We start from the raw sequence: 21992 nt of genomic DNA, 5'->3' as shown, positions 1-21992 counted from the left end.
CCCCCGCGGAACCCGGTGCCTTGGCCAGCCCCGTCGCCCGCCGTGACATTCCGTTTGGGTTTTCGGACCGTCAACCGGAAGACTGCCCCTGTGACGTCCCGTATCCCGCGCGACTCCAGGCTCCGACTCGTCCGACCTCGACCCCTGGCCGCCGCCCCCAGAGCTGTGAACCAGCGGCACCCGCGCCGCCCCGCACCCCGGCCGCCCGAGGGCACCCCCGCCCGGGCCGAGCTGGCCAAAATGGCCCGCAGCGGGCTGGCCGGCGCGGTCCGCGTCGCCCGCTGGGCGGACACCGCCCTGGGCCCCGGCCAGGGCGGTGCCACCGCCGACGGCAAGGCGACCCTCTCCACCGCGACCGCCGAACGCGCCGCCGCCGACCTCGGCCTCACCGCCGACCAGGTCCGCGCCGACTGGGACACCGCCCGTCTCGCCGGGCTGGTCGAGGTGCACGGCGGCAGCGCCCGCCCCGGCTGGCGGCTGCGCGCCTGGGACCGCGACGACAGCGCCGTGCTGCGCGGCTGGGTCGCCCTCTTCGACGCCTGGTCGCTCGCCGTGCCCGAACCCGCGGGGCACGAGCCGGCCGCCGTCGCCGAGGTCGTCTCGGCCATGCCCCAGGTGCTCTCCTTCCTCCAGCTGTCCGCCGGGCCGGTCCCGGTCGAACAGCTCCTCGACCTGCTCCAGCAGCGGGTCACCGAACTGCGCACCGAACGCTGCGAGGTCACGTACGAGCCCGGCAGCGAGCCGCCCGCCGCGCCGGCCGAGGCCACGGACGTCCCGCCCGCCTCCCTCGCCCCGCTCCTCGACTGGGCGCTGGGCGCGCTCGCCTCCGTCGGCGCCCTCACCTACGGCGCGGGCCAGGCCACCCTCACCCCGCTGGGCAGCTGGGCGGTGTGGGTCAAGCTGGAGCAGATCTGCGTGGCCGCGCAGAGCCCGGCCGGCAACATCGAGCAGTCCGCCGAGGACATGCTGCGCGGCTGCGCCCAGCTGCGCCCCAACGCGGCCCGCGCCGAGTACCGCGCCTGGCTGGCCGCCCGCACCGTCGGCAGTGCCGTCACCGAGCTGATCGACGCGGCGCGCGGCGAGGACGCCCTGCTGCGCGGGCTCGCCTTCGAGGCGCTGCGCGTGGTCGGCGCGCCCGCCGAGCCCGAGGTGCGGGCCGTGGTGGACGAGCCGGCGCTGCGGCCGTACGCGCTGCTCTGGCTCGCCGAGCACGACGGCCTCGACCCGGAGGACGCCCACGAGGTTCTCACCCGCGAGGAGGCCACCTGGCTGTGGGTGGACACCGCCGCGGCCGTCGCCGACCACGGCGAGGCGCCGATGCTGGTCCGGCATCTGGAGTCCGCGGTGCAGCCCACCGTGCCCCAGCTGCTCGACGAGGTCCGCGCCGTCGGCCACCCGCGCACCGTGCAGGTCCTGGTCGCCCTCGCCGCCGCCCACCCCGACCCGGCCCTCGCCAAGGCCGTGCGCCGGGCCGCGTTCCAGGTGCACACCGGCGGCTGAGCCCGGCGGGGCGGCTCAGACGCCGATCTCCGGCGCGTACGTCCCGAAGCTCCAGATGTTGCCCTCGACGTCCCGGGCGAGGTAGTCCCGGGAGCCGTAGTCCTGGTCCGTCGGGGGCAGCAGGATCTCCACGCCGTGCGCCACGGCCCGCTGGTGGTGGGCGTCCACGTCGTCCACCACGACGTACACCCCCGCGGGCCCCGCGTCCCGCAGCGCCGCGTCGAACGGCCCGCCGCGGCCCTTGGAGCCGATCATCACCGCGCCGTTGCCCTGCACCAGCTCGGCGTGCAGCACCTTGCCGTCCGCGGCCTCGTACACCGTCAGCTCGGTGAACCCCAGCCCCTGCGTGAGCTGCCGGATCGCCGCCTTCGCGTCCGCGTACAGCAGCGTGGGACAGATGCCAGGCCGTCCGCCGCCCATACCCGCCATACAGATCACTCCTCCCGCAGAGTTCTCCCCGGCCCGCCCGGCGGGGATGCGGACGCGGGAAAACGGCTTGCACCGCCCCGTTAGACTTCCTCCCATGGCCATTCTCCTCGCGCATTAGACGGCGGGAACGTCCTCAGCCGCCCACCCGCCAATCCCTGTACGCCCAGGAGTCTGTCCGTGATCTCCGCCACCGGAATCGAGCTGCGCGCCGGCGCCCGTGTCCTCGTCGAGAACGCCACCTTCCGCGTCGCCAAGGGCGACCGCATCGGCCTCGTCGGCCGCAACGGCGCCGGCAAGACCACCCTCACCAAGTGCCTGGCCGGCGAGGGCATCCCGGCCGCCGGCACCATCACCCGCTCCGGCGAGGTCGGCTATCTCCCGCAGGACCCCCGCACCGGCGACCTGGACGTGCTCGCCCGTGACCGTGTCCTGTCCGCCCGCGGCCTCGACGTACTGATCCGCAAGATGCGCGAGAACGAGCAGCGCATCGCCAACGGCACGGGCGCCACCCGCGAGAAGGCGCTCAGGCAGTACGAGCGCCAGGAGACCGAGTTCCTCACCAAGGGCGGGTACGCCGCCGAGGCCGAGGCCGCCACCATCGCCGCCGCGCTGAACCTGCCCGACCGGGTGCTCGGCCAGCCGCTGCACACCCTCTCCGGCGGTCAGCGCCGCCGTATCGAGCTGGCCCGGATCCTGTTCTCCGACGCGGACACCCTGCTGCTGGACGAGCCGACCAACCACCTCGACGCCGACTCGATCGTGTGGCTGCGGGACTACCTGAAGACCTACCGCGGCGGCTTCATCGTGATCTCCCACGACGTCGACCTGGTCGAGACGGTCGTCAACAAGGTGTTCTACCTGGACGCCAACCGCTCCGTGATCGACATCTACAACATGGGCTGGAAGCTCTACCAGCAGCAGCGCGAGGCCGACGAGAAGCGCCGCAAGCGGGAGCGGGCCAACGCCGAGAAGAAGGCCGCCGCGCTCAACGCCCAGGCCGACAAGATGCGCGCCAAGGCCACCAAGACGGTCGCCGCGCAGAACATGGCCCGCCGCGCCGAGAAGCTGCTCTCCGGGCTGGAAGAGGTCCGGATGTCCGACAAGGTCGCCAAGCTCCGCTTCCCGGAGCCCGCGCCCTGCGGCCGGACCCCGCTGACCGCCGAGGGCCTGTCGAAGTCGTACGGCTCGCTGGAGATCTTCACCGACGTCGACCTGGCCATCGACAAGGGCTCCCGGGTCGTCATCCTCGGTCTCAACGGCGCCGGCAAGACCACCCTGCTGCGGCTGCTCGCGGGCGTGGAGCGGCCGGACACCGGCCAGGTCGTCCCCGGCCACGGCCTCAAGCTCGGCTACTACGCCCAGGAGCACGAGACCCTCGACCCGGACCGCACGGTCCTGGAGAACATGCGCTCGGCCGCCCCGGACATGGACCTGGTCGAGGTCCGCAAGGTGCTCGGCTCGTTCCTGTTCTCCGGCGACGACGTCGACAAGCCCGCCGGTGTCCTCTCCGGCGGCGAGAAGACCCGTCTGGCGCTCGCGACCCTGGTGGTCTCCTCCGCCAACGTGCTGCTGCTGGACGAGCCGACCAACAACCTCGACCCGGCCAGCCGCGAGGAGATCCTCGGCGCGCTGCGCACCTACAAGGGCGCGGTCGTCCTGGTCACCCACGACGAGGGCGCCGTGGAGGCGCTCCAGCCGGAGCGGATCATCCTGCTGCCCGACGGCATCGAGGACCTGTGGGGCGCCGACTACGCGGACCTCGTCACCCTGGCGTGATCGAAAGTCTGATCCACTGAGTATGGATCATTCGGCCGAGCCGTGATCCGTCATCTGTGTGAGATCTCCTCATATCAGGGTGTGTCGTACACCGATTTCGCGGCCGATTCCTTGTCCAGCAAGGGGTCGGCCGTGGCGCGTCTCTGACCTGGTACTTCGCGAATCCACCCGTTCGGCCGTGTCGGCGCCACCGCTTGGAATACGGCCTTCCGCTTGTGGGGATCCGCTCCTGTCGTCACAACGATGTCTCACGGACCTTGCCGAATGGGTGGCCATCACGCCCCGGAGGGGTGATCATGAGGAGACCAGAGCGCACTTCCCATGAGGAGGCACGGGTGGCCGAGACTCTGAAGAAGGGCAGCCGGGTGACCGGCGCCGCGCGCGACAAGCTCGCGGCAGACCTGAAGAAGAAGTACGACTCCGGTGCGAGCATCCGGGCGCTGGCCGAGGAGACCGGCCGCTCGTATGGCTTCGTACACCGGATGCTCAGCGAGTCGGGCGTCACGCTGCGTGGGCGTGGCGGAGCGACCCGGGGCAAGAAGGCCGCATCGTCCTGACTCCGGGCGGCCCACCGGCTTCGATGGTGGCCACCCGGTCGTCGAACCGACCGGCCGGGTGGTTACTGTGCAGTCACTTAGCTCCGCTTCGCTGACCGCACCCATCGGAGGCGCCCCATGGCCACGTCCGCCCAGGACCTCGCACCTGTACTCGACAAGGACGGCGTACGGCTCACCGTCGACGACGCGCTCGCCACGGTGACGCTGACCAACCCGGCCAAGCGCAACGCGCAGAGCCCCGCCCTGTGGCGGGCGCTCATCGAGGCCGGTCGGCTGCTGCCGGGCTCCGTCCGCGTCGTGGTGCTGCGCGGCGAGGGCAAGTCCTTCTCCGCCGGGCTGGACCGGCAGATGTTCACCCCGGAGGGGATCCCGGGCGAGCCGAACTTCATCGATCTCGCGCGCCGTGACGACGCAGGGATCGACGCGACCATCGCCGAATACCAGGAGGCGTTCACCTGGTGGCGGCGCAACGACATCGTGTCCGTCGCCGCCGTTCAAGGACATGCCATCGGTGCCGGGTTCCAGCTGGCGCTCGCCTGCGACCTGCGGGTCGTCGCCGACGACGTGCAGTTCGCCATGCGCGAGACCAGCCTCGGCCTCGTCCCCGACCTGACCGGCACGCACCCGCTGGTCGGTCTGGTCGGGTATGCCCGCGCGCTGGAGATCTGCGCCACCGGACGCTTCGTCGACGCGCGGGAGTCCGTCGCGTCGGGACTGGCGAACCTCGCGGTGCCGGCGGCGGAACTCGACGCCGCGGCGCGGGACCTGGCGGCGGCGCTGCTGGCGGCCCCGCGGGACGCGGTCGTGGAGACCAAGGCGCTGCTCAAGGGCGCGGTGGACCGCACGTACGACGAGCAGCGCGCGGCCGAACGCGCCGCCCAGGCCCGGCGGCTGCGGGACCTCGCCGGGCTCGGCGAGTAATCACCCGGAGATCACGCGGGCCCCGCCGGGGCCTGCTCGCCGACCTCCGTCACCAGTACCGCCACCGTCGGCCGGTCCGCCAGCGCGTCCCGGACCGCCGCGCGGACCCGCCGGGCCACGTCGGCGGTCCGGTGGGCCGCGGTGGCGGCCAGGTCCACGCGCACATGGCGGTGGGTCAGGGTGGCCGTGCCGCCCGCGCGGGTCTCGACGCGCAGGCCGGTCAGCCGGGCGACGCCCGGCACGGACAGGGCCGCCGCGGCGGCGGGGTCCCCGGCCGGGATCGTCACCTCGCGGGCGGGCGGCGGCTGCGAGGGCGGTGCCTGCCGCGCCGCTCCGGCCGTCTCCAGCAGGTCGGTGACGCGCAGGTCCACCTCCGTCACCGCGAGGCCGAGGCGCTCGTCCGCCGCCGTGGCGAGCGCGCGCCGCAGCCGCGCCGCGGCCTCCGGCAGCGGCTCGGCGAAGGCCGCCGCGAAGTCCGCCGTCAGCCGCAGGGCGCCCGGCGGCAGCGCGCTCGGCGGGGCCGGTACGGCGGGCTCGGCCACTCCCGCCGGATGGGCGAGGGCGATCCGCAGCGCGCCCAGCCGCACCCCGGGCACCTCGTCCGCCGCGCGGCGCAGCACCGCCGCCGCCGCGGCCTCCGCGATCCACGCACCGTCACCCGGCCCGCCCAGCGGCAGCAGCCTGCCGAGCCCCACGTGGTGCCGTACGACCTGGGTCCATCCGTCCGCCGTCATTCCTCCAGCCTGCCGCATTCCCGGCGCGCGGTCGCGCAACCTTGCTTACGGTGGTCGCAGGACGACGACCGAAAGGGACGTACGGCTATGACCGACATGACGACGAGCCCGGAAGGCGGCGGCGAGCCGCAGGTGTCGCCCCGTAAGACGGTCCGGCGCGGCGGCGGCGACGCGGCCACCCGTGGCCGGACCACCATCGCGGACGGCGTGGTGGAGAAGATCGCCGGGATGGCGGCACGGGACGTACTCGGCGTGTACGCGATGGGCGGCGGCTTCTCCCGCACCCTCGGCGCGATGCGCGAACGGGTGCCCGGCGGCTCCAAATCGGTGACCCGCGGGGTGAAGGCGGAGGTCGGCGAGGTGCAGACCGCGCTGGACCTGGAGATCGTGGTGGACTACGGCGTCTCCATCAGCGATGTGGCCGGCGCGGTGCGGGAGAACGTGATCGCCGCCGTGGAACGCATGACCGGCCTGGAGGTCGTCGAGGTCAACATCGCGGTCGGCGACGTCCACCTGCCCGAGGAGGAAGAGGAAGAGCCGGAGCCCCGGATCCAGTGACCGGGCGCACCCCGCACCCCGCGAACCCTAACCCCCTACGCCTGACGAGCTGAGGAGCGCTGCATGAGCATGGCCGTGGTCGGTCTGATCGCCGGAATGGCGCTGGGCTTCGCCGGGTTCTACGGCGGGTTCGGCGCGTTCCTGCTGGTGGCGGCCTTGGGAGCCGTCGGGTTCGTGCTCGGCCGGTTCGCGGACGGCGATCTGGACCCCGGTGACTTCTTCCGCGCCCGCGACGAGCGACGCGACCGGCGGCGGTGACCGGCGTGAGCACCGGGACCGGCACGGCGCGGCAGCCGCAGAGCCGGGTGCCGCCGGCCGAGCGGGGCGCCACCCGGGTGGCCGACCGGGTCGTGGAGAAGATCGCCGCGCAGGCCGCCCGGGAGGCGGTGGGCCCACCGCCCGCCGACGGCGACGCGCCGCACGCGACGGTCGCGGTCCGCCACGGCACGGCACGGGTCCACATCGAGCTGGACCTCGGCTACCCCTGCGACATCGGGGCCCGCTGCGCCGCCGTGCGCCGCCGGGTGACCGAGCGGGTGGGCGCGCTGGCGAACCTGACGGTGTCCGAGGTCGCCGTCTGGGTCGAGCGCCTGTACCCGTCGCCGAAGGGAGCGGAGAGGACGCGATGAGCCAGGCAGGCGCCACCACGGCCCTCGACAAGACCACCGACACCCCGGTGTCCGCCGGCGGCAGCGGCCGCTTCTGGTCCCCGCGCCGGGTCCCCGCGGGCATCGTCGCCGTCCTGCTGCTGGCCGGGGCGGGCCTGCTGCTCTACGACGTGGCCTCGGTGCGCGCCCACCGCCCCGCGATGAGCTGGCGCCGGGCACTGGCCCGGCAACTGGCCGAACGGCAGCTGGGCGACACCTGGGTGCTGGCCGGCGCGGCCCTCGCCGCCGCCCTCGGCCTGTGGCTGATCGCCCTCGCGCTCACCCCGGGCCTGCGCGCGCTGCTGCCGATGCGCCGGCCGCACCCCGACGTCCGGGCGGCACTGCGGCGGGACGCGGCGGCCCAGGTGCTGCGCGACCGGGCCGTGGAGGTGTCCGGCGTCCAGGCCGTACGGGTACGGATGCGCCGCCGCAAGGCCGACGTCCGCGCCGCCTCGCACTTCCGCGAGCCGGCCGACGTCCGCGCCGACCTGGACACCACCCTCACCGAGGCGATCCAAGGCCTCGGCCTGACCCATCCGCCCCGGCTCGCACTGCGGGTCAACCGGGCCGTACCGAAGGGATGACGGCGATGCGCTCCGGCGGACTCAACCGCGCCCTGCTGGGCCTGATCGGCCTGCTCCTGCTCGCCCTCGGCGGCGCGGTCCTGGCCGTCGGCCTCGGCGCGCCGCCGCCCTCCTGGTGGATCCACGGCGGCCCGCACGACGTCCTGCTCACCCGCGCCGAGCGCACCCACTACCGCGGCGCCCGCTGGTGGTGGCCCGCCCTGATCGCGGCGCTGGCCGTCATCGTCGTGCTGGCCCTGTGGTGGCTGACCAGGCTTCCGCGCCGGCACCGCCTCGGCGAGCTGCGGGTGGACACCGGCGACGGCGGGGCCGCCCTGCTGCGGGCCGGGGCCCTGGAGACCGCCCTGACCGAGGAGGGCGCCGCCGGGGACGGCGTGGCCCACGCCCGGGTCCACCTGCACGGCCGCCGGGCCCGGCCGCGGGCACGTGCCGTGCTCCAGCTGACCCCGGACACCGACCCGTCGACGGCCCTGAGCGAGTTCACGGCCGGGCCGCTGGCCCGCGCCCGCGAGTCGGCGGGGCTGGCCGCCCTCCCCGCCGAGGTCCGCCTGCGGGCGGTCAGGCACCGGGCGGAGAGGGTGAGCTGACGGGGGGCCGGCGGCTCAGAAGCCGTGCCGCATCCCTCCGTCCACCGGCACCATGAGCCCCGTCAGATAGGAGGCCGCCGGGGACAGCAGGAAGGCGGCCACCTTGCCGAACTCCTCCGGGGTGCCGTAGCGGCGCAGCGGGATGCGGGACTCGTTGGCGGCGCGGGTGGCCTCCGGATCGGCGGACAGGGCGTCCAGTTCGCGGACGCGGTCGGTGTCGATGCGGGCCGGCAGCAGGCCGAGCACGCGGATGCCGCGGGGGCCGAGTTCGTCCGCGAGGGACTTGGCGAAGCCCGCGAGGCCCGGGCGCAGGCCGTTGGAGACGGTCAGCCCGGGGATGGGCTCGTGCACCGAACCGGAGAGCACGAAGCCGATGACGCCGCCCTCGTCCAGCTCGGCCGCCGCCGCGCGGGCGAGCCGCACCGCGCCGAGGAAGACGGACTCGAACGAGGCACGCCACTGCTCGTCGGTGTTGTCGGCGACGAAGCCGGGCGGCGGGCCGCCCACGCTCACCAGCACCCCGTGAAAGCCGCCGAAGTGCTCGCGGGCGGCCGCGATCAGCCGGTCGGGGGCCTGCGCGTCCGCGTTGTCCATGGCCACGCCCACGGCGTTCGGGCCCAGTTCGGCGGCGGCGTCGGCCGCCCGCTGCTCGTCGCGGCCGGTGATCACCACCTTCGCGCCGTCCGCGACGAGCTGCCGCGCGGCGGCGTTGCCCAGTCCGCGGGTGGCTCCGGTGACGATGTACACCCGGTCCTTCAGTCCAAGATCCATGCCCCCTATCCTGCCTCGTCGGCCCCGAACAGCGTGAGGGCGGAGTTCACCAGGCCGAGATGGCTGAAGGCCTGCGGGAAGTTGCCGAGCTGGCGGCCGTCGACGGGGTCGTACTCCTCGGCCAGCAGCCCCACGTCGTTGCAGACCCCCACCAGCCGCTCGAACAGCTCGCGGGCCTCCTTGTGGCGCCCGGTCACGTGCAGCGCGTCCGCCAGCCAGAACGAGCAGGCCAGGAAGGCGCCCTCGCCGCCCGGCAGCCCGTCGACCGGCGATCCGCCGTCGTCCCCGGAGCCGTAGCGGCGCAGGAAACCGCCGTGGCCGAGGCCGGCGCGGACGGCGTCGACCGTGCCGACCACCCGCGGGTCGTCCGGCGGCAGGAAGCCGACCCGCGGGATGAGCAGCAGGGCGGCGTCCAGCGCCCGCGAGCCGTAGTACTGCGTGAAGGTGTTGCGCTCGGGGTCGTACCCCTTCTCGCACACCTCCCGGTGCACCTCCTCGCGCAGCCGCCGCCAGCCCTCCAGGTCGCCGTGCAGCTCCGGGTGCTGTTCGAGCGTCCTGACCGACCGGTCGGCGGCCACCCACACCATCACCTTGGAGTGCACGAAGTGGCGCCGCCCGCCGCGCACCTCCCACAGGCTCTGGTCGGGCCGGCGCCAGGCCGACTCCAGGAACTCCATCAGCGACCGCTGGATGGACCACATGTGCGGCCGGGTGGGCAGGCCCGCGCTGCGCGCCAGCGACAGCGAGTCCATCACCTCGCCGTAGACGTCGAGCTGGAGCTGTTCGGCGGCGCCGTTGCCGATGCGCACCGGCGCGGAGCCGGCGAAGCCGGGCAGCCACGGCAGCTCGCTCTCCGGGAGCCGCCGCTCGCCCGCGACGCCGTACATGACCTGGAGGGCGGCCGGGTCGCCGGCGACCGCGCGCAGCAGCCAGTTGCGCCAGGCCTCGGCCTCCTCCTGGTAGCCCGCGGTGAGCAGCGCGCCGAGGGTGAGGGTGGAGTCGCGCAGCCAGCAGTACCGGTAGTCCCAGTTGCGCACCCCGCCCGGTTCCTCGGGCAGCGAGGTGGTGGCCGCGGCGAGGATTCCGCCGGTCGGGGCGTAGGTGAGCGCCTTGAGGGTGATCAGGGAACGGACGACCGCGTCCCGGTGGGGGCCGTCGTAGCGGCACCGCCCGGCCCAGCTGCGCCAGTCGGTGACGCTGCTCTCCAGCGCCTCGTAGGGGTCGACGAGCCGTGGGCGCGGCTCGTGGGAGGGGTGCCAGGTCAGCACGAACGCGACCCGCTCGCCCTCGTCGACGGTGAACTCGGAGTGGGTGCAGTAGTCCTCGCCCCAGGTGCGCACCGGCGGCTCGGAGCGCAGCCACACCGAGTCGGGTCCGGCCACCGCCACCCGGTGGCCGTCGGAGCGGCGCATCCACGGCGTGATCGAGCCATAGTCGAAGCGCAGCCGCAGCGTGCCGCGGAGGGTCACCCGGCCGCCGACGCCCTCCACGATGCGGACGACGTCCGGGGCGTGCTCGCGCTGCGGCATCAGATCGGTGACGCGGACCGTGCCCTGCGCGGTCTCCCACTCGGTGTCGAGGACGAGGGTGTCGGTCCGGTAGGCCCGGCGGGTGCAGGTGCCCGCGCTCGCGGACCCCCTGGGCGGTTTGGGGGCGATCCGCCAGTGGCCGTGGTTCTCGTCGCCGAGCAGCCGCGCGAAACAGGCCCCGGAGTCGAAGCGGGGCAGGCACAGCCAGTCGATCGAGCCGTCCCTGCCGACCAGCGCCGCGGTCTGCTCGTCGCCGATCAGGGCGTAGTCCTCGATACGAGCGCTCACGCAATGCGGTTTCCCGGCCGCCCGAGGGGCCAATCAGGTGGTGCGCCCAGGGAGTGAAACCGGCGCGCGGCCGTCAGACCGCGGCCGGTTCGTTCTCCTTCGGCTGCGGCGCGGCCGCGGCCTCCTCCTGGTCCCGGATCTCCCGCCGGAGCAGGAACCACCAGCCGACCGGCACGGCCGCCGCGAACAGCCACCACTGGATCATGTACGCGTAGTTCAGCGGGGCGTCCTCGGTGCCGGGGTCGGAGATCTGCTCCGGGGAGCCCCCCTTGGACGCGGGCGCGGTCTGCTCCATGTAGCCGCCCAGCACCTGCGCGCCGAGCCGGCGCGCCTCCGCGGTGCTGTCGATCAGCATGACCATCCGGTCGGGCAGGCCCTTGATGTTCTTGATGCCGCTCGCCGCGGTGGTCTCGTCGGCCATCAGCCGCCCGCTGATGGTGGTGCGGCCGGCCGGCGGGGCGGGGATCTTCGGGAAGGCGGTCTGCGTGCCGTCGGCGGGCACCCAGCCGCGGTTGACCAGCAGCACCTTGCCGTCGGTCAGCACGAAGGGGGTGAGGACGTGGTAGCCGACGTCGCCGTCGGCGTTGGTCCGGCGCCGGACCACCTCGGTCTTGTCGGTGTCGAAGGTGCCGGTCGCGGTGACCGTGCGGTACTTCTCCGCGCGGGTCACGGCGTGCCCGGGGGAGGACAGCTGTTCGACGGGGACCGGCTTGGCGTGCAGCGCGGCGGAGACCAGGTTGTTGCGCGCGGTGCGCTCCTCGTAGCGGTGCTGCTGCCAGAAACCCAGCTTGATCATCGTCGGGATCAACGCGATCGCGACGATGGTGAGGATGACCCACTGGAGGGACAACAGGAAGCGGTAGCGATGCACCCCACGACGGTACATCCGGGCCGTGGGGTGCATTCAGGCGGGTACCGGGTCACCCCGGGTGTCGTACGGCCCTCAGGTCACACCCGGTCGACGACCCCCGTGCGCCCCTCCGCGCGGGCGCAGTGCGCGCCGCAGAACCAGTGGCCGTCCACCTCCACGCCCTGTCCGATGATCTGCACCCGGCAGTGCTCGCAGATCGGGGCCATGCGGTGGATCGCGCAGGAGAAGCAGTCGAAGACGTGGACCGCGCCCTGGGCGTGGACCTCGAAGGTCATTCCGTAGTCATTGCCGCAAACTTCGCATCTCGCCATGCGCCACAGGGTGGGCCGTCGCGGGTGCGCGGGCGAGCCGGCGCCGGGTGAGTCGTGCGTCAACCACTCGTCCGGACGATCACCCGTCCGTGAGGCCGGTGCCCTCCGCTTCCGGGCCCGGTGTCACTCGTCCGCGGGCTCGACGTCCCTCAGCAGCTGTCCGAACGCGGCCTCGTCCATGATCGGGGTGCCGAACTGCCGCGCCTTCACCGTCTTGGAGGTGCCCGAGTCCGGGTCGTTGGTCACCAGCAGGCTGGTCAGCCGGGAGACGCTGGACGCCACGTGCAGCCCGCACTCGGTCGCCCGGTCCTCCAGCAGCTCCCGCTCGACCGAGGTGTCACCCGAGAACGCCACCCGCATGCCCTGTTTGAGGCGTTTGCCGTCTTCGTAGCGGCCCGGGTTGGGATAGGGGCATGCGGGCCTTTTGCGAGAGGGGCGCCAACTGCCGGGCCGGTAGCCGCCGTAGCCCCCGGCCGCCTGCCGGGGCACCGGCTGGTCCGACCACTCCGTCAGCGGGCGGCACTCCAGCAGCGGCAGCCGTACGCCGCCCGCCGCCGCGGCCAGCAGGCTGGGCCGGAACGCCTCCGCCAGCACCCGCGCGTCGTCCAGCGCGTGGTGCGCGCGCTGCTGCACCACGCCGAAGTGCGCCGCGAGGGACTCCAGCTTGTGGTTGGGCAGCGGCAGCCCCAGCTCCTTCGAGAGCGCGATGGTGCACAGCCGTTGACGCACCGGGGCCCGGCGTTCGGCGCGCGCGTACTCGCGCGCGATCATCTGCCAGTCGAAGACGGCGTTGTGCGCGACGAGCACCCGGCCGTCCAGCCGGGCCGCGAACTCCTCGGCGATGTCCGCGAAGACGGGCGCGCCCTCCAGCACGTCGCTCGTCAGGCCGTGTATCCACACGGGCCCCGGATCGCGCTCCGGGTTGACCAGCGTGTACCAGTGGTCCTCGACCTCGCCGCGCGCGTCCAGCCGGTAGACGGCGGCGGAGATGATCCGGTCGTGCCGGGCCAGGCCGGTGGTCTCCACGTCAACGACCGCGTATCCCTGGGGATACGCGGCCGGCCACCGGGTGGGGGAGGACACTGCGGTCGCACGGTCTTCGAGCATGGTCACTGAGGATACGGGCCATGACCGACAATCCGGCCCCGCAGGGCCGGTCGGGCACCGCTCCCGGTGCCCGACCAGTCCGTGTACCTGCCGAATGTCCCTTTTTCGCGGGGCCTGTTGTCGCTCCCGAGGCGCTGGTGCGGCACGGACGCCCCGGGGAGTGCGATGCTCGCTGCTGTGACGGAACCGACCCATGACGAGAACCACGGCGGCGCGCTCGGCTCGCGGCTGAACTGGCTGCGCGCCGCAGTGCTCGGCGCGAACGACGGCATCGTCTCCACCGCGGGACTCGTCGTCGGCGTGGCCGGGGCGACCCAGAGCCGGTCCGCCCTGCTCACCGCCGGACTGGCCGGACTGCTCGCCGGGTCGATGTCCATGGCGGCCGGCGAGTACGTCTCCGTCTCCACCCAGCGCGACTCCGAGCTGGCCGCGCTGGCCGTGGAGAAACGGGAGCTGCGCGAGCAGCCCGAGGCCGAACTGCGGGAGCTGACCGAGCTGCTCCAGGAGCGCGGCCTGTCCCGCGAGGTGGCCCGGGAGGCCGCCGAGCAGCTCACCGAGCGGGACGCGCTGCGGGCCCACGCCAGCGTGGAACTGGGCATCAACCCCGACGAGCTGACCAACCCCTGGCACGCGGCCTGGGCGAGCTTCCTGGCCTTCACCGTGGGCGCCCTGCTCCCCCTGCTGGCCATCGTGCTGCCACCGGCCGGCTGGCGGCTGCCGGTGACCGTGGTCTCCGTGCTGGCCGCGCTGGTGCTGACCGGCTGGACCAGCGCCCGCCTCGGCGCCGCCGCCCCTCGGCGGGCGGTGGTGCGCAACGTGGTCGGCGGCGCGCTGGCGATGGCGGTCACCTACGCGGCGGGCAGCGCCCTGGGCGCGGTCGGCGTCTGACCGTCCGGCCGCCCGGGACCGGTCTCACGCCCAGACGGCCCGCTGCGTGCCCCACGGCACCGGGGGACGGGCCCACGTGGCCGGCCCGCCCGTGAAGTCCACCGCGGGCAGGGCGTACCGCAGCCGCCCGAGGGGGCTGTCCGTCTCGGCGAGCCAGGGGTCCGGCGTGTCGTACGGCGTGCCGTCCGTCCCCCGGTCCGGCTCGATCCCGTCCGTCAGCCAGAGCGCCGTGCGGGCCAGCGCGAGCCGCACCGAGCGGCTGCCGCCGTCGTACGACTGCTCGGTCAGCGCCCGCAGCACGGCCCCCGCCAGCAGATAGCCGGTGCCGTGGTCCAGGGCCTGCGCGGGCAGCGCGCCGGGCTGTCCGGCCGAGCCCTCGGTCGTCGCGATGCCCGTCGCCACCTGCACCAGGCTGTCGAAGCCGCGCCGCCCGGCCCAGGGACCGTACGCGCCCCACGCCGACACCTGCGCCACCACCAGGCCGGGCCGCCGCTCCGCCAGGGCCTCGGGGGAGAGGCCGAAGCGGTCGAGCGCGCCGGGACGGTAGCCGGTGACCACGACGTCCGCCGCGGCCAGCAGCTCCTCGAAGGCGTCCCGGTCGACGGCCAGGTCGAGGGTCGCGGACCGCTTGCCGAAGCCCGTGTCGGCGTGCTGGTCGGGGAGTTCGGGCAGCCAGGGCGCGTCCAGGCGCAGCACGTCGGCGCCCAGCAGGCCGAGGGCACGGGTGGCGACCGGGCCCGCCAGGACCCGGGTCAGGTCCAGGACCCGCAGCCCGGCGGCGGGCAGCAGGGGAGCGGCCGCGGGGTCCAGGGGCGGGAGCACGCGCGCGGGGGCGCTGTCGAGGCGGACCCGCTCCACCAGGGGCCGGGCGGCGACCTCGGCGGCCTGCTCGGTCGCCCGCCACCGACCGGGGTCGCGCAGGGCCACCGCGAGGCCGCCGGCGTCGTTGACGGCCGCCTCGGTCTCCAGGGCGCGGCGGTCGGCGAGCCGGGCGGCCACGTCCTCGGGCGAGGCGTCCGGCGGGAGGGACAGCGCGTCGAGCAACCGGGCCCGGTGGTGCGGGTAGTTGGCATGGGTGCGCACCCACCCGTCGGCCGTGCGCCAGAACCGCGACAGCGGCGCGAAGGAGACCGGTGCCCGCCCGTCCACCCGGACCAGCCGCTCGCTGTGGAACGCGGCCGCCACCGCGCCGTCGTCCACCCGGACGCCGGGCACCTCGGCGCGCCCGGTCCGGTGGGCCCCCAGCTCGGCGGCGGCCAGGGCGCAGGCGCCGACGCACGCGCGCGCCAGCTTTCGTACCGGGAGCCGGGCCGGCAGGGCGCCGGGCCGCTCGATCGTGGTCACCCGGGAGACGAGGGCGGGGTCGCCGCCCAGTGCAGTCCACGCGAACGCGATATCTGTCATGACTGCACTATGCATTATTGATTCAATCAACCTGATGAGGTGAGGTGCCGTCGACGTGCGAGCGGGCGGCCGGGGTGTGCCGCCATGGAGCACGGCCCCGGCCCGCCCGCCCGCACCCGGGCGCTACCTGGTCACCGCGTCCAGCGCGTCGGCCATGCCGCGGCCGTAGAAGCCGTTGCGGTTCTTCGGGCCCTCGCAGACCGCGTCGACCTTGCCGTCACCGTTGATGTCGTACGGGTTCGCGCACGGCGTGGCGTCGGCCTCCGCGTACAGCAGGGCCTTGACCAGCGCGGGGGAGGCATGCGGATGGGTTGACTTGATCAATGCTGCAACACCGGCCACGTGCGGGGTCGCCATGGAGGTGCCGGCCATGTAGCCCCACTTGCCGCCCGGCAGCGTCCCCAGGATGAGACCGCTGGTCGCCGGGGGCGCGGGCTGCTGGTACACCGTCGAGTCACCGCCGGGCGCGGCGATGTCGACGACGCCGAGACCGTAGTTGGAGTACGACGACTTCAGCCCCTTGGCGCCGGTCGCCGCGACGGTCACGACGCCCGGCAGCTCGGTCGGGATGTCGAAGCACCGGCGCTTGTCGACCACACGGGACGACGGGGTGCCGTCGTTCGGCGAGGCGGGGTCGGTGATCGAGCCGGCGGCCAGGTCGTACTTCTCGTTGCCCGCCGCCGCTATGTTGACCGCGCCCCGCTTCTCCGCGTACCGCGAGGCCCGCTCGACGGCGTCCACGAGCGCCTTCTGGTCCGGGTCGGTGACGCAGTTGAAGTACCAGGGGTCGGTGTAATAGCTGTTGTTGGTCACGTCCACGTGGTGCTCGGCGGCCCACACGAAGCCGCAGACCACGGACTCGGCGTAGAAGTACCCGTCGGGGTTGGCCACCTTGATGCCGGCCACCTTCACGCCCGGCGCCACGCCCGTCATGCCGACGCCGTTCTTCGCGGCCGCGATCTCCCCCGCGACGTGGGTGCCGTGCGGGCTCTCCGCGGCGCCGGGCCGCCAGGCGCCGTCGGTGGTGTCCGGCTTGCCCGAGACGCAGTTGACGGAGGCGGCCCGGTCGAAGTTGGGCGCGATGTCGGGGTGGGTGTCGTCCACGCCGGTGTCGATGACCGCGACCGTGACATCGGGGCTGCCCAGGGTCTTCTCGTGCGCCTTGTCCGCCTTGATGGCCGGCAGGTCCCACTGGAGCGGCTCCAGCGGGTCCTCGCCCCCGGTCGCCGCCGCGCCCGCCGCGGCCATCTGAGCGCCGCTCAGCGCCTTGGGCGTGCCCAGGTCCATGGTGGAGGAGGCGGCCAGCGGGGCGGTGCGCGTGGCACCGGCCGAGTCCACCCCGGGCACCGCGCGCATCAGCCGGGCGAAGTCCGCCTTGGCGGAGTGCGCGACCAGGACGCCGATCCGGTCGTAACCGGCCACCAGGGTGCCGCCGTTGCGCGTGATCTCCCGGCGCACCGACTCCAGCGTACGGCGGTCCGTGCGGGTGTTGACCACGTACGACAGGTTCGGCCCGTCCGCCGCCTCCGCCTTCGCGGGTGCCGCCGCGACGGGTGCGGCCGTGGCGGCCGAGGGCAGGAAGCCGAGCGAGGCGGTCAGCGACAGCACGACCGGCACCGCGAGCGCGAGTCGGCGTCTGGGGCGCAACTGGGCCATGGATCCTCCACAACATCCGGATACGGAACGACGGAACCCGCCCGGGACACGATCGGTGCTCGGGCAGGTGCATGACGAGTGGCGTGCAGCCGGAACCTAACCCGTTCTCTCAGCGATCAGCAATGAGTTGGCAATGACTCAATCAGATCGGTTGCGGGCAAATTCAGGGGCACTTGGGTCGGCTCGCGCGTGGCGCCGTGGATCTGGGCGCGGCGCGCCAGCACCATCGAGCGGCCGGCCTGCACGCCCCACCTCATCCGCATCCGCGAGGAGACACCGTGGCCACCGAGACACCGCCCCCCGCGACACCGGGGACCCCCCGTCCCGCCACCGAGGAGTTCACCGAGGTCCAGCAGAGCGCGGACTTCCGCGAACTGCGCCGTGCGCACCGCTCGTTCGCCTTCCCGCTGACCGCCGCCTTCATCGCCTGGTACCTGCTGTACGTGCTGCTGTCCAACTACGCGGGCGGCTTCATGGCCACCAAGGTCGCCGGGAACGTCAACGTCGCCCTGGTCCTCGGCCTCGCCCAGTTCCTCACCACCTTCCTCATCGCCTGGTGGTACGCCCGCCACGCCGCCGCCCGGCTCGACCCGCGCGCGGCCGCCATCAAGTCCCGCATGGAGGACGCCGAATGAGCCCCGCGACCCACCCCGTGCTGCTGGCCGCCGGCGAGGCGAGCGAGCACCGGACGCTGATCGTCACCCTGTTCGCCGTGTTCGTCGTCGCCACCCTCGTCATCACCGTGTGGGCCGGGCGGCAGACCAGGGACGCCGCCGACTTCTACGCGGGCGGCCGGCAGTTCACCGGCTTCCAGAACGGCCTCGCCGTCTCCGGCGACTACATGTCCGCCGCGTCCTTCCTCGGCATCGCCGGCGCCATCGCCCTCTTCGGCTACGACGGCTTCCTCTACTCCATCGGCTTCCTGGTCGCCTGGCTCGTCGCCCTCCTCCTGGTCGCCGAGCCGCTGCGCAACTCCGGCCGCTACACCATGGGCGACGTGCTCGCCTACCGGATGCGCCAGCGCCCGGTCCGCACGGCCGCCGGCGCCTCCACCATCGTCGTGTCGATCTTCTACCTGCTCGCCCAGATGGCCGGCGCGGGCGTGCTCGTCTCCCTGCTGCTCGGCATCACCGGCGACATGGGCAAGATCGGCATCGTCGCCCTGGTCGGCGTCCTGATGATCTTCTACGTCACCATCGGCGGCATGAAGGGCACCACCTGGGTGCAGATGGTCAAGGCGGTGCTGCTGATGATCGGCGCCCTGCTGCTGACCTTCCTGGTGCTGCTGAAGTTCCACTTCGACGTCTCCGATCTGCTCGGCCGGGCCGCCGACAACAGCGGCAAGGGCAGCGCGTTCCTGGAGCCCGGCCTGAAGTACGGCGCCACCGGCACCACCAAGCTGGACTTCCTCTCCCTCGGCCTCGCCCTGGTCCTGGGCACCGCGGGACTGCCGCACATCCTGATCCGCTTCTACACCGTGCCCACCGCCAAGGCCGCCCGGAAGTCGGTCATCTGGGCCATCGGCCTGATCGGAGTCTTCTACCTGATGACCCTCGCCCTCGGCTTCGGCGCCGCCGCGCTGATCAAGCCGGACGAGATCATCGCCTCCAACAAGGCGGGCAACACCGCGGCCCCGCTCCTCGCCCTGCACCTCGGCGGGGTCGACTCCAACGCGGGCGCCGTCCTGCTCGCCACCATCTCCGCCGTCGCCTTCGCCACCATCCTCGCCGTCGTCGCCGGCCTCACCCTCGCCTCGTCCTCCTCCTTCGCCCACGACATCTACGCCAACGTCATCAAGAAGGGGCAGGCCACCGAGCGGCAGGAACTGGGCGCGGCCCGCTGGGCGACCGTCGGCATCGGCGCCGTCTCCATCGTCCTCGGCGCCCTCGCCCGCGACCTCAACGTGGCCGGCCTGGTCGCCCTCGCCTTCGCCGTCGCCGCCTCCGCGAACCTGCCGACGATCCTCTACAGCCTGTTCTGGAAGCGGTTCACCACCTCGGGCGCCCTGTGGTCGATCTACGGCGGCCTGGTCACCGCCGTCGGCCTGGTGCTGTTCTCCCCGGTCGTCTCCGGCGGCCCCGGCTCGATGTTCCCCGGCGTCGACTTCCACTGGTTCCCGCTGGAGAACCCCGGGATCGTCTCCATCCCCGTCGGGTTCCTGCTGGGCGCCCTGGGCACCCTGTTCTCCAAGGAGGCGCCGGACTCCGGCAAGTACGCGGAACTGGAGGTGCGCTCCCTGACCGGCACGGGCGCGCACTGAGACCCGTACGACCGGCCACGCCGTCAGGGCTGTACGGTCCTACGACGCGGCCGCGGGTCAACTCGTGGGATCGGGCCGGTGTCGATGTCGGTGGTGTCACGTAGGCTCGCAGATGACACGGAAACACAGCCGATGCCGAGGGAGGGGGCCCTGGTGCTCATCGACACGTACGGCCGCGTGGCCACCGACCTGCGGGTCTCGCTGACCGACCGGTGCAATCTGCGCTGCACCTACTGCATGCCCGAGGAGGGCCTGCAGTGGCTGGCCAAGCCCGACCTGCTCACGGACGACGAGATCGTGCGCCTGATCGACATAGCGGTGCGCACGCTCGGTGTCGAGGAGGTCCGGTTCACGGGCGGTGAGCCACTGCTGCGCCCCGGTCTGGTCGGCATCGTCGAGCGCGTCGCGGCCCTCGACCCGCGGCCCCGGACGTCCCTCACCACCAACGGCATCGGCCTGGGCCGCACCGCCGCCGCACTGAAGGCGGCCGGCCTGGACCGGGTCAACGTCTCCCTGGACACCCTGCGACCCGAGGTCTTCAAGGCCCTCACCCGCCGCGACCGGCACAAGGACGTCCTCGAAGGACTGCGCGCCGCCCACCAGGCGGGACTCACCCCGGTCAAGGTCAACACCGTACTGATGCCGGGGCTGAACGAGGACGAGGCCCCCGACCTGCTGGCCTGGGCGATCGAGCACGACTACGAACTGCGGTTCATCGAGCAGATGCCCCTGGACGCCCAGCACGGCTGGAAGCGCGAGGGCATGGTCACCGCCGGCGACATCCTCGCCGCCCTGCGCACCCGCTTCCGGCTCACCCCCGAGGGCGCCGACGAACGCGGCTCGGCACCGGCCGAGCGCTGGCTGGTGGACGGCGGACCGCACCGGGTCGGTGTGATCGCCTCGGTCACCCGCCCGTTCTGCGCGGCCTGCGACCGCACCCGGCTGACCGCCGACGGCCAGATACGCACCTGTCTGTTCGCCACCGAGGAGACCGACCTGCGCGGCGCCCTGCGCTCCGGCGCCCCCGACGAGGAGATCGCCCGCATCTGGCGGCTCGCGATGTGGGGCAAGAAGGCCGGCGCGGGACTGGACGACCCGTCCTTCATCCAGCCGGACCGCCCCATGTCGGCGATCGGCGGCTGACGGCCGGCCTCGATCGCCGCCGCGCCGCCCGGCGTTCAGTCGGCGCGCTCCCACTCGCCCAGCAGGACGACGTCCTTCAGGAACCCCCGTACACCGAGGAACTGCGACAGATGCTCGCGGTGCTCCTCGCACGCGAGCCACGTCTTGCGCCGCTCCGGCGTGTGGATCTTCGGGTTGTTCCAGGCCAGCACCCACACGGCGGCCGCACGGCAGCCCTTGGCGGAGCAGATGGGGGTCTCGTCACTCACGGATCTCTCGCGTCTCACGCAACGGAAAACTCAACGAACAGGGGCGCGGAAAAAGAACAACGGCGCGGAAAACGGGCGCGGAACGAGGCGACGCCGAGCAGCCACGGGGGGAGCTGCCCGGCGTCGGTCCGTCGCTCCGACGGGGGATGCGGAGCGCATTCGCAGTATGTCACGGCGGACCCGTCGCCCGGCACTGGAACTGCATGATTGATTCTGAGCTTTTTCTGAGCTTCGCCCGCCGTCGCCGACCGCTTCCCCCGCGTCCGCACAGGTCACGCGGGGCCGGAGCGTTCGCCGCGCACCCCGGCCTTCGGGCCGTTCTGCCCGTCCTCGGCGTTCTCGTCCGCGTCGGGCGACGTCCCGATCATCGGGCGCAGGGGCGCGGTGACGAACGTCGAGGGCAGTCCGGGCGGCCGCTCCCGGCCCGCGTTGGCGACCACCACGGCGATATAGGGCAGGATCGCCCCGGCCACCAACGCCACGATGGCCAGCGGCCGTTCGACGTTCCACAGGGTGGCCGCGAGGATCACCGACACCGTGCGGATCGACATCGAGATGACGTACCTCCGCTGCCGGCCGCGCACATCCTCGGCGAGCCCGGTCCGGGCCCCGGTGATCCGGAACACCTGGCCGCCGTCGCCGTGCTGTCTCCGCATCACTTCCACCATCCGCCCGTGTCGGACTCTCCCGGTCCGCGCCCTCGTCCACGCCCGGCGAAGCAGGGGGCGCCGGGACACGTCCAACGGTACGCCGCGCCCGCGCGGCCGACGAGACCGGGTCACCCCCTGCCTGCGGCGATGATCCCGCCGGGCACGCGCGGGTGCCGACATGCGACCGGGGACGGACCGGCCGACACTGGCGTAAAGCTCACTTCGACCGCGACGAGGAGGCAGCCATGGGCTGGTTGTGGGCGATCATCGTGGGACTCGTGCTGGGTGTGATCGCCAAGGCGATCATCCCGGGCAAGCAGCACAGCCCTCTCTGGCTGACCACCATCTGCGGCATCCTCGGCGCCGTCGCGGGCAACGCGATCGCCCGTGCCCTCCACGTCGCCGAGACCCGGGGCATCGACTGGAGCCGGCACATCTTCCAGCTCGTGGCCGCGATCATCATCGTGGCCGTGGTGGACTCCTTCTACGCGGCGACCCTGGGCAAGCGAAAGCGCCGCAGGATGGAAAGGGTCTGAGACCGCCCCCGAGGGCGGCGTCCGGAGGGACGCGGGA

25 protein-coding genes are annotated in these 21992 nt (G+C 73.4%); 14 read left to right on the top strand and 11 right to left on the bottom strand.

Going from position 1 to position 21992, the window contains the following annotated elements; all coding sequences use genetic code 11:
• Positions 1-90: 90 nt before the first annotated feature.
• Complete coding sequence (locus BLW85_RS11175; RefSeq protein WP_208624831.1) at positions 91-1500, top strand: hypothetical protein; 1410 nt, start codon at positions 91-93, stop codon at positions 1498-1500.
• 15 nt (positions 1501-1515) lie between these two features.
• On the opposite strand, the gene BLW85_RS11170 is transcribed toward BLW85_RS11175, so the two are convergent.
• Positions 1516-1929 carry a VOC family protein gene (locus BLW85_RS11170; RefSeq protein ID WP_074991963.1) on the bottom strand — a complete coding sequence of 138 codons (414 nt, stop codon included), beginning with the start codon at positions 1927-1929 and terminating at the stop codon, positions 1516-1518.
• 177 nt (positions 1930-2106) lie between these two features.
• Between BLW85_RS11170 and BLW85_RS11165 the strand changes: the two genes are divergently transcribed.
• From BLW85_RS11165 to BLW85_RS11155, 3 genes are all read left to right on the top strand, one after another.
• Positions 2107-3705 carry an ABC-F family ATP-binding cassette domain-containing protein gene (locus BLW85_RS11165; RefSeq protein WP_074991962.1) on the top strand — a complete coding sequence of 533 codons (1599 nt, stop codon included), beginning with the start codon at positions 2107-2109 and terminating at the stop codon, positions 3703-3705.
• A gap of 335 nt (positions 3706-4040) precedes the next feature.
• Positions 4041-4262, top strand: coding sequence for a helix-turn-helix domain-containing protein (locus BLW85_RS11160; RefSeq protein WP_004002281.1), 222 nt, complete (start codon positions 4041-4043; stop codon positions 4260-4262).
• A gap of 117 nt (positions 4263-4379) precedes the next feature.
• Positions 4380-5183 carry an enoyl-CoA hydratase/isomerase family protein gene (locus BLW85_RS11155; RefSeq protein ID WP_070025919.1) on the top strand — a complete coding sequence of 268 codons (804 nt, stop codon included), beginning with the start codon at positions 4380-4382 and terminating at the stop codon, positions 5181-5183.
• An 11-nt stretch (positions 5184-5194) separates the two neighbouring features.
• On the opposite strand, the gene BLW85_RS11150 is transcribed toward BLW85_RS11155, so the two are convergent.
• Positions 5195-5917 carry a nucleopolyhedrovirus P10 family protein gene (locus tag BLW85_RS11150; RefSeq protein WP_074991960.1) on the bottom strand — a complete coding sequence of 241 codons (723 nt, stop codon included), beginning with the start codon at positions 5915-5917 and terminating at the stop codon, positions 5195-5197.
• 87 nt (positions 5918-6004) lie between these two features.
• On the opposite strand from BLW85_RS11150, the gene BLW85_RS11145 reads away from it, so the two are divergent.
• The 5 genes from BLW85_RS11145 (at position 6005) to amaP (ending at position 8293) form a co-directional block, all read left to right on the top strand.
• Positions 6005-6475: an Asp23/Gls24 family envelope stress response protein gene (locus tag BLW85_RS11145; protein ID WP_070025921.1), complete on the top strand. Its 471-nt coding sequence runs from the start codon at positions 6005-6007 to the stop codon at positions 6473-6475.
• A gap of 63 nt (positions 6476-6538) precedes the next feature.
• Positions 6539-6733: a hypothetical protein gene (locus tag BLW85_RS11140; RefSeq protein WP_074991959.1), complete on the top strand. Its 195-nt coding sequence runs from the start codon at positions 6539-6541 to the stop codon at positions 6731-6733.
• A complete protein-coding gene (locus BLW85_RS11135; protein WP_070025923.1) occupies positions 6730-7104 on the top strand; it encodes an Asp23/Gls24 family envelope stress response protein in 375 nt (124 codons plus the stop codon). The genes BLW85_RS11140 and BLW85_RS11135 overlap by 4 nt, the downstream gene beginning before the upstream one ends.
• Positions 7101-7706, top strand: coding sequence for a DUF6286 domain-containing protein (locus BLW85_RS11130; protein ID WP_074991958.1), 606 nt, complete (start codon positions 7101-7103; stop codon positions 7704-7706). Before BLW85_RS11135 ends, BLW85_RS11130 begins: the two co-directional genes overlap by 4 nt.
• Positions 7703-8293 (top strand): alkaline shock response membrane anchor protein AmaP, encoded by a 591-nt coding sequence (gene amaP, locus BLW85_RS11125; protein ID WP_425275328.1) that lies wholly within the window; start codon positions 7703-7705, stop codon positions 8291-8293. The genes BLW85_RS11130 and amaP overlap by 4 nt, the downstream gene beginning before the upstream one ends.
• Positions 8294-8308: 15 nt before the next feature.
• Here amaP and BLW85_RS11120 read toward each other — a convergent pair whose 3' ends face one another.
• The 5 genes from BLW85_RS11120 to BLW85_RS11100 all read right to left on the bottom strand — a co-directional run bounded on the left by BLW85_RS11120 (position 8309) and on the right by BLW85_RS11100 (position 13170).
• A complete protein-coding gene (locus tag BLW85_RS11120; RefSeq protein ID WP_074991956.1) occupies positions 8309-9064 on the bottom strand; it encodes an SDR family oxidoreductase in 756 nt (251 codons plus the stop codon).
• Between the two features lie 5 nt (positions 9065-9069).
• On the bottom strand, positions 9070-10881 hold the full coding sequence (locus BLW85_RS11115; RefSeq protein ID WP_074991955.1) for a glycoside hydrolase family 15 protein: 1812 nt from the start codon (positions 10879-10881) through the stop codon (positions 9070-9072).
• Positions 10882-10954: 73 nt separating this feature from the next.
• Positions 10955-11767: an SURF1 family cytochrome oxidase biogenesis protein gene (locus BLW85_RS11110; RefSeq protein ID WP_275657255.1), complete on the bottom strand. Its 813-nt coding sequence runs from the start codon at positions 11765-11767 to the stop codon at positions 10955-10957.
• A 62-nt stretch (positions 11768-11829) separates the two neighbouring features.
• Positions 11830-12063, bottom strand: coding sequence for a hypothetical protein (locus BLW85_RS11105; protein ID WP_071828796.1), 234 nt, complete (start codon positions 12061-12063; stop codon positions 11830-11832).
• A 123-nt stretch (positions 12064-12186) separates the two neighbouring features.
• On the bottom strand, positions 12187-13170 hold the full coding sequence (locus tag BLW85_RS11100; protein ID WP_071828799.1) for a DEDDh family exonuclease: 984 nt from the start codon (positions 13168-13170) through the stop codon (positions 12187-12189).
• Positions 13171-13347: 177 nt separating this feature from the next.
• Between BLW85_RS11100 and BLW85_RS11095 the strand changes: the two genes are divergently transcribed.
• Positions 13348-14058: a VIT1/CCC1 transporter family protein gene (locus BLW85_RS11095; protein ID WP_070025930.1), complete on the top strand. Its 711-nt coding sequence runs from the start codon at positions 13348-13350 to the stop codon at positions 14056-14058.
• Positions 14059-14082: 24 nt separating this feature from the next.
• On the opposite strand, the gene BLW85_RS11090 is transcribed toward BLW85_RS11095, so the two are convergent.
• Together BLW85_RS11090 and BLW85_RS11085 are read right to left on the bottom strand one after the other, a co-directional pair.
• The gene (locus tag BLW85_RS11090) at positions 14083-15462 is read right to left on the bottom strand and encodes a CoA transferase (protein WP_074991954.1); all 1380 of its coding nucleotides are present in this window, start codon (positions 15460-15462) and stop codon (positions 14083-14085) included.
• Positions 15463-15585: 123 nt separating this feature from the next.
• Entirely contained in the window at positions 15586-17118 is a 1533-nt protein-coding gene (locus BLW85_RS11085; RefSeq protein ID WP_074991953.1) for a S8 family peptidase, read from the bottom strand.
• 278 nt (positions 17119-17396) lie between these two features.
• Here BLW85_RS11085 and BLW85_RS11080 point away from each other — a divergent pair, with 278 nt between their 5' ends.
• The 3 genes from BLW85_RS11080 (at position 17397) to moaA (ending at position 20521) form a co-directional block, all read left to right on the top strand.
• Entirely contained in the window at positions 17397-17753 is a 357-nt protein-coding gene (locus BLW85_RS11080; protein ID WP_070025933.1) for a DUF485 domain-containing protein, read from the top strand.
• Positions 17750-19378, top strand: coding sequence for a solute symporter family protein (locus BLW85_RS11075; protein WP_074991952.1), 1629 nt, complete (start codon positions 17750-17752; stop codon positions 19376-19378). Before BLW85_RS11080 ends, BLW85_RS11075 begins: the two co-directional genes overlap by 4 nt.
• Positions 19379-19531: 153 nt before the next feature.
• Complete coding sequence (gene moaA / locus BLW85_RS11070; protein ID WP_070025968.1) at positions 19532-20521, top strand: GTP 3',8-cyclase MoaA; 990 nt, start codon at positions 19532-19534, stop codon at positions 20519-20521.
• Between the two features lie 35 nt (positions 20522-20556).
• Here moaA and BLW85_RS11065 read toward each other — a convergent pair whose 3' ends face one another.
• Both BLW85_RS11065 and BLW85_RS11060 read right to left on the bottom strand, forming a co-directional pair.
• Complete coding sequence (locus BLW85_RS11065; protein WP_074991951.1) at positions 20557-20769, bottom strand: hypothetical protein; 213 nt, start codon at positions 20767-20769, stop codon at positions 20557-20559.
• Positions 20770-21041: 272 nt separating this feature from the next.
• Entirely contained in the window at positions 21042-21425 is a 384-nt protein-coding gene (locus tag BLW85_RS11060) for a DUF3099 domain-containing protein (RefSeq protein WP_070025969.1), read from the bottom strand.
• A gap of 239 nt (positions 21426-21664) precedes the next feature.
• On the opposite strand from BLW85_RS11060, the gene BLW85_RS11055 reads away from it, so the two are divergent.
• On the top strand, positions 21665-21955 hold the full coding sequence (locus tag BLW85_RS11055; protein ID WP_070025936.1) for a GlsB/YeaQ/YmgE family stress response membrane protein: 291 nt from the start codon (positions 21665-21667) through the stop codon (positions 21953-21955).
• Positions 21956-21992 lie beyond the last annotated feature (37 nt).

The sequence above is a fragment of the Streptomyces misionensis genome, from assembly GCF_900104815.1.
In the GTDB taxonomy this organism is placed as follows: domain Bacteria; phylum Actinomycetota; class Actinomycetes; order Streptomycetales; family Streptomycetaceae; genus Streptomyces; species Streptomyces misionensis.
Note: the sequence above shows the minus strand (reverse complement) of the source record. Positions and strands in the feature narration are given on the sequence as shown.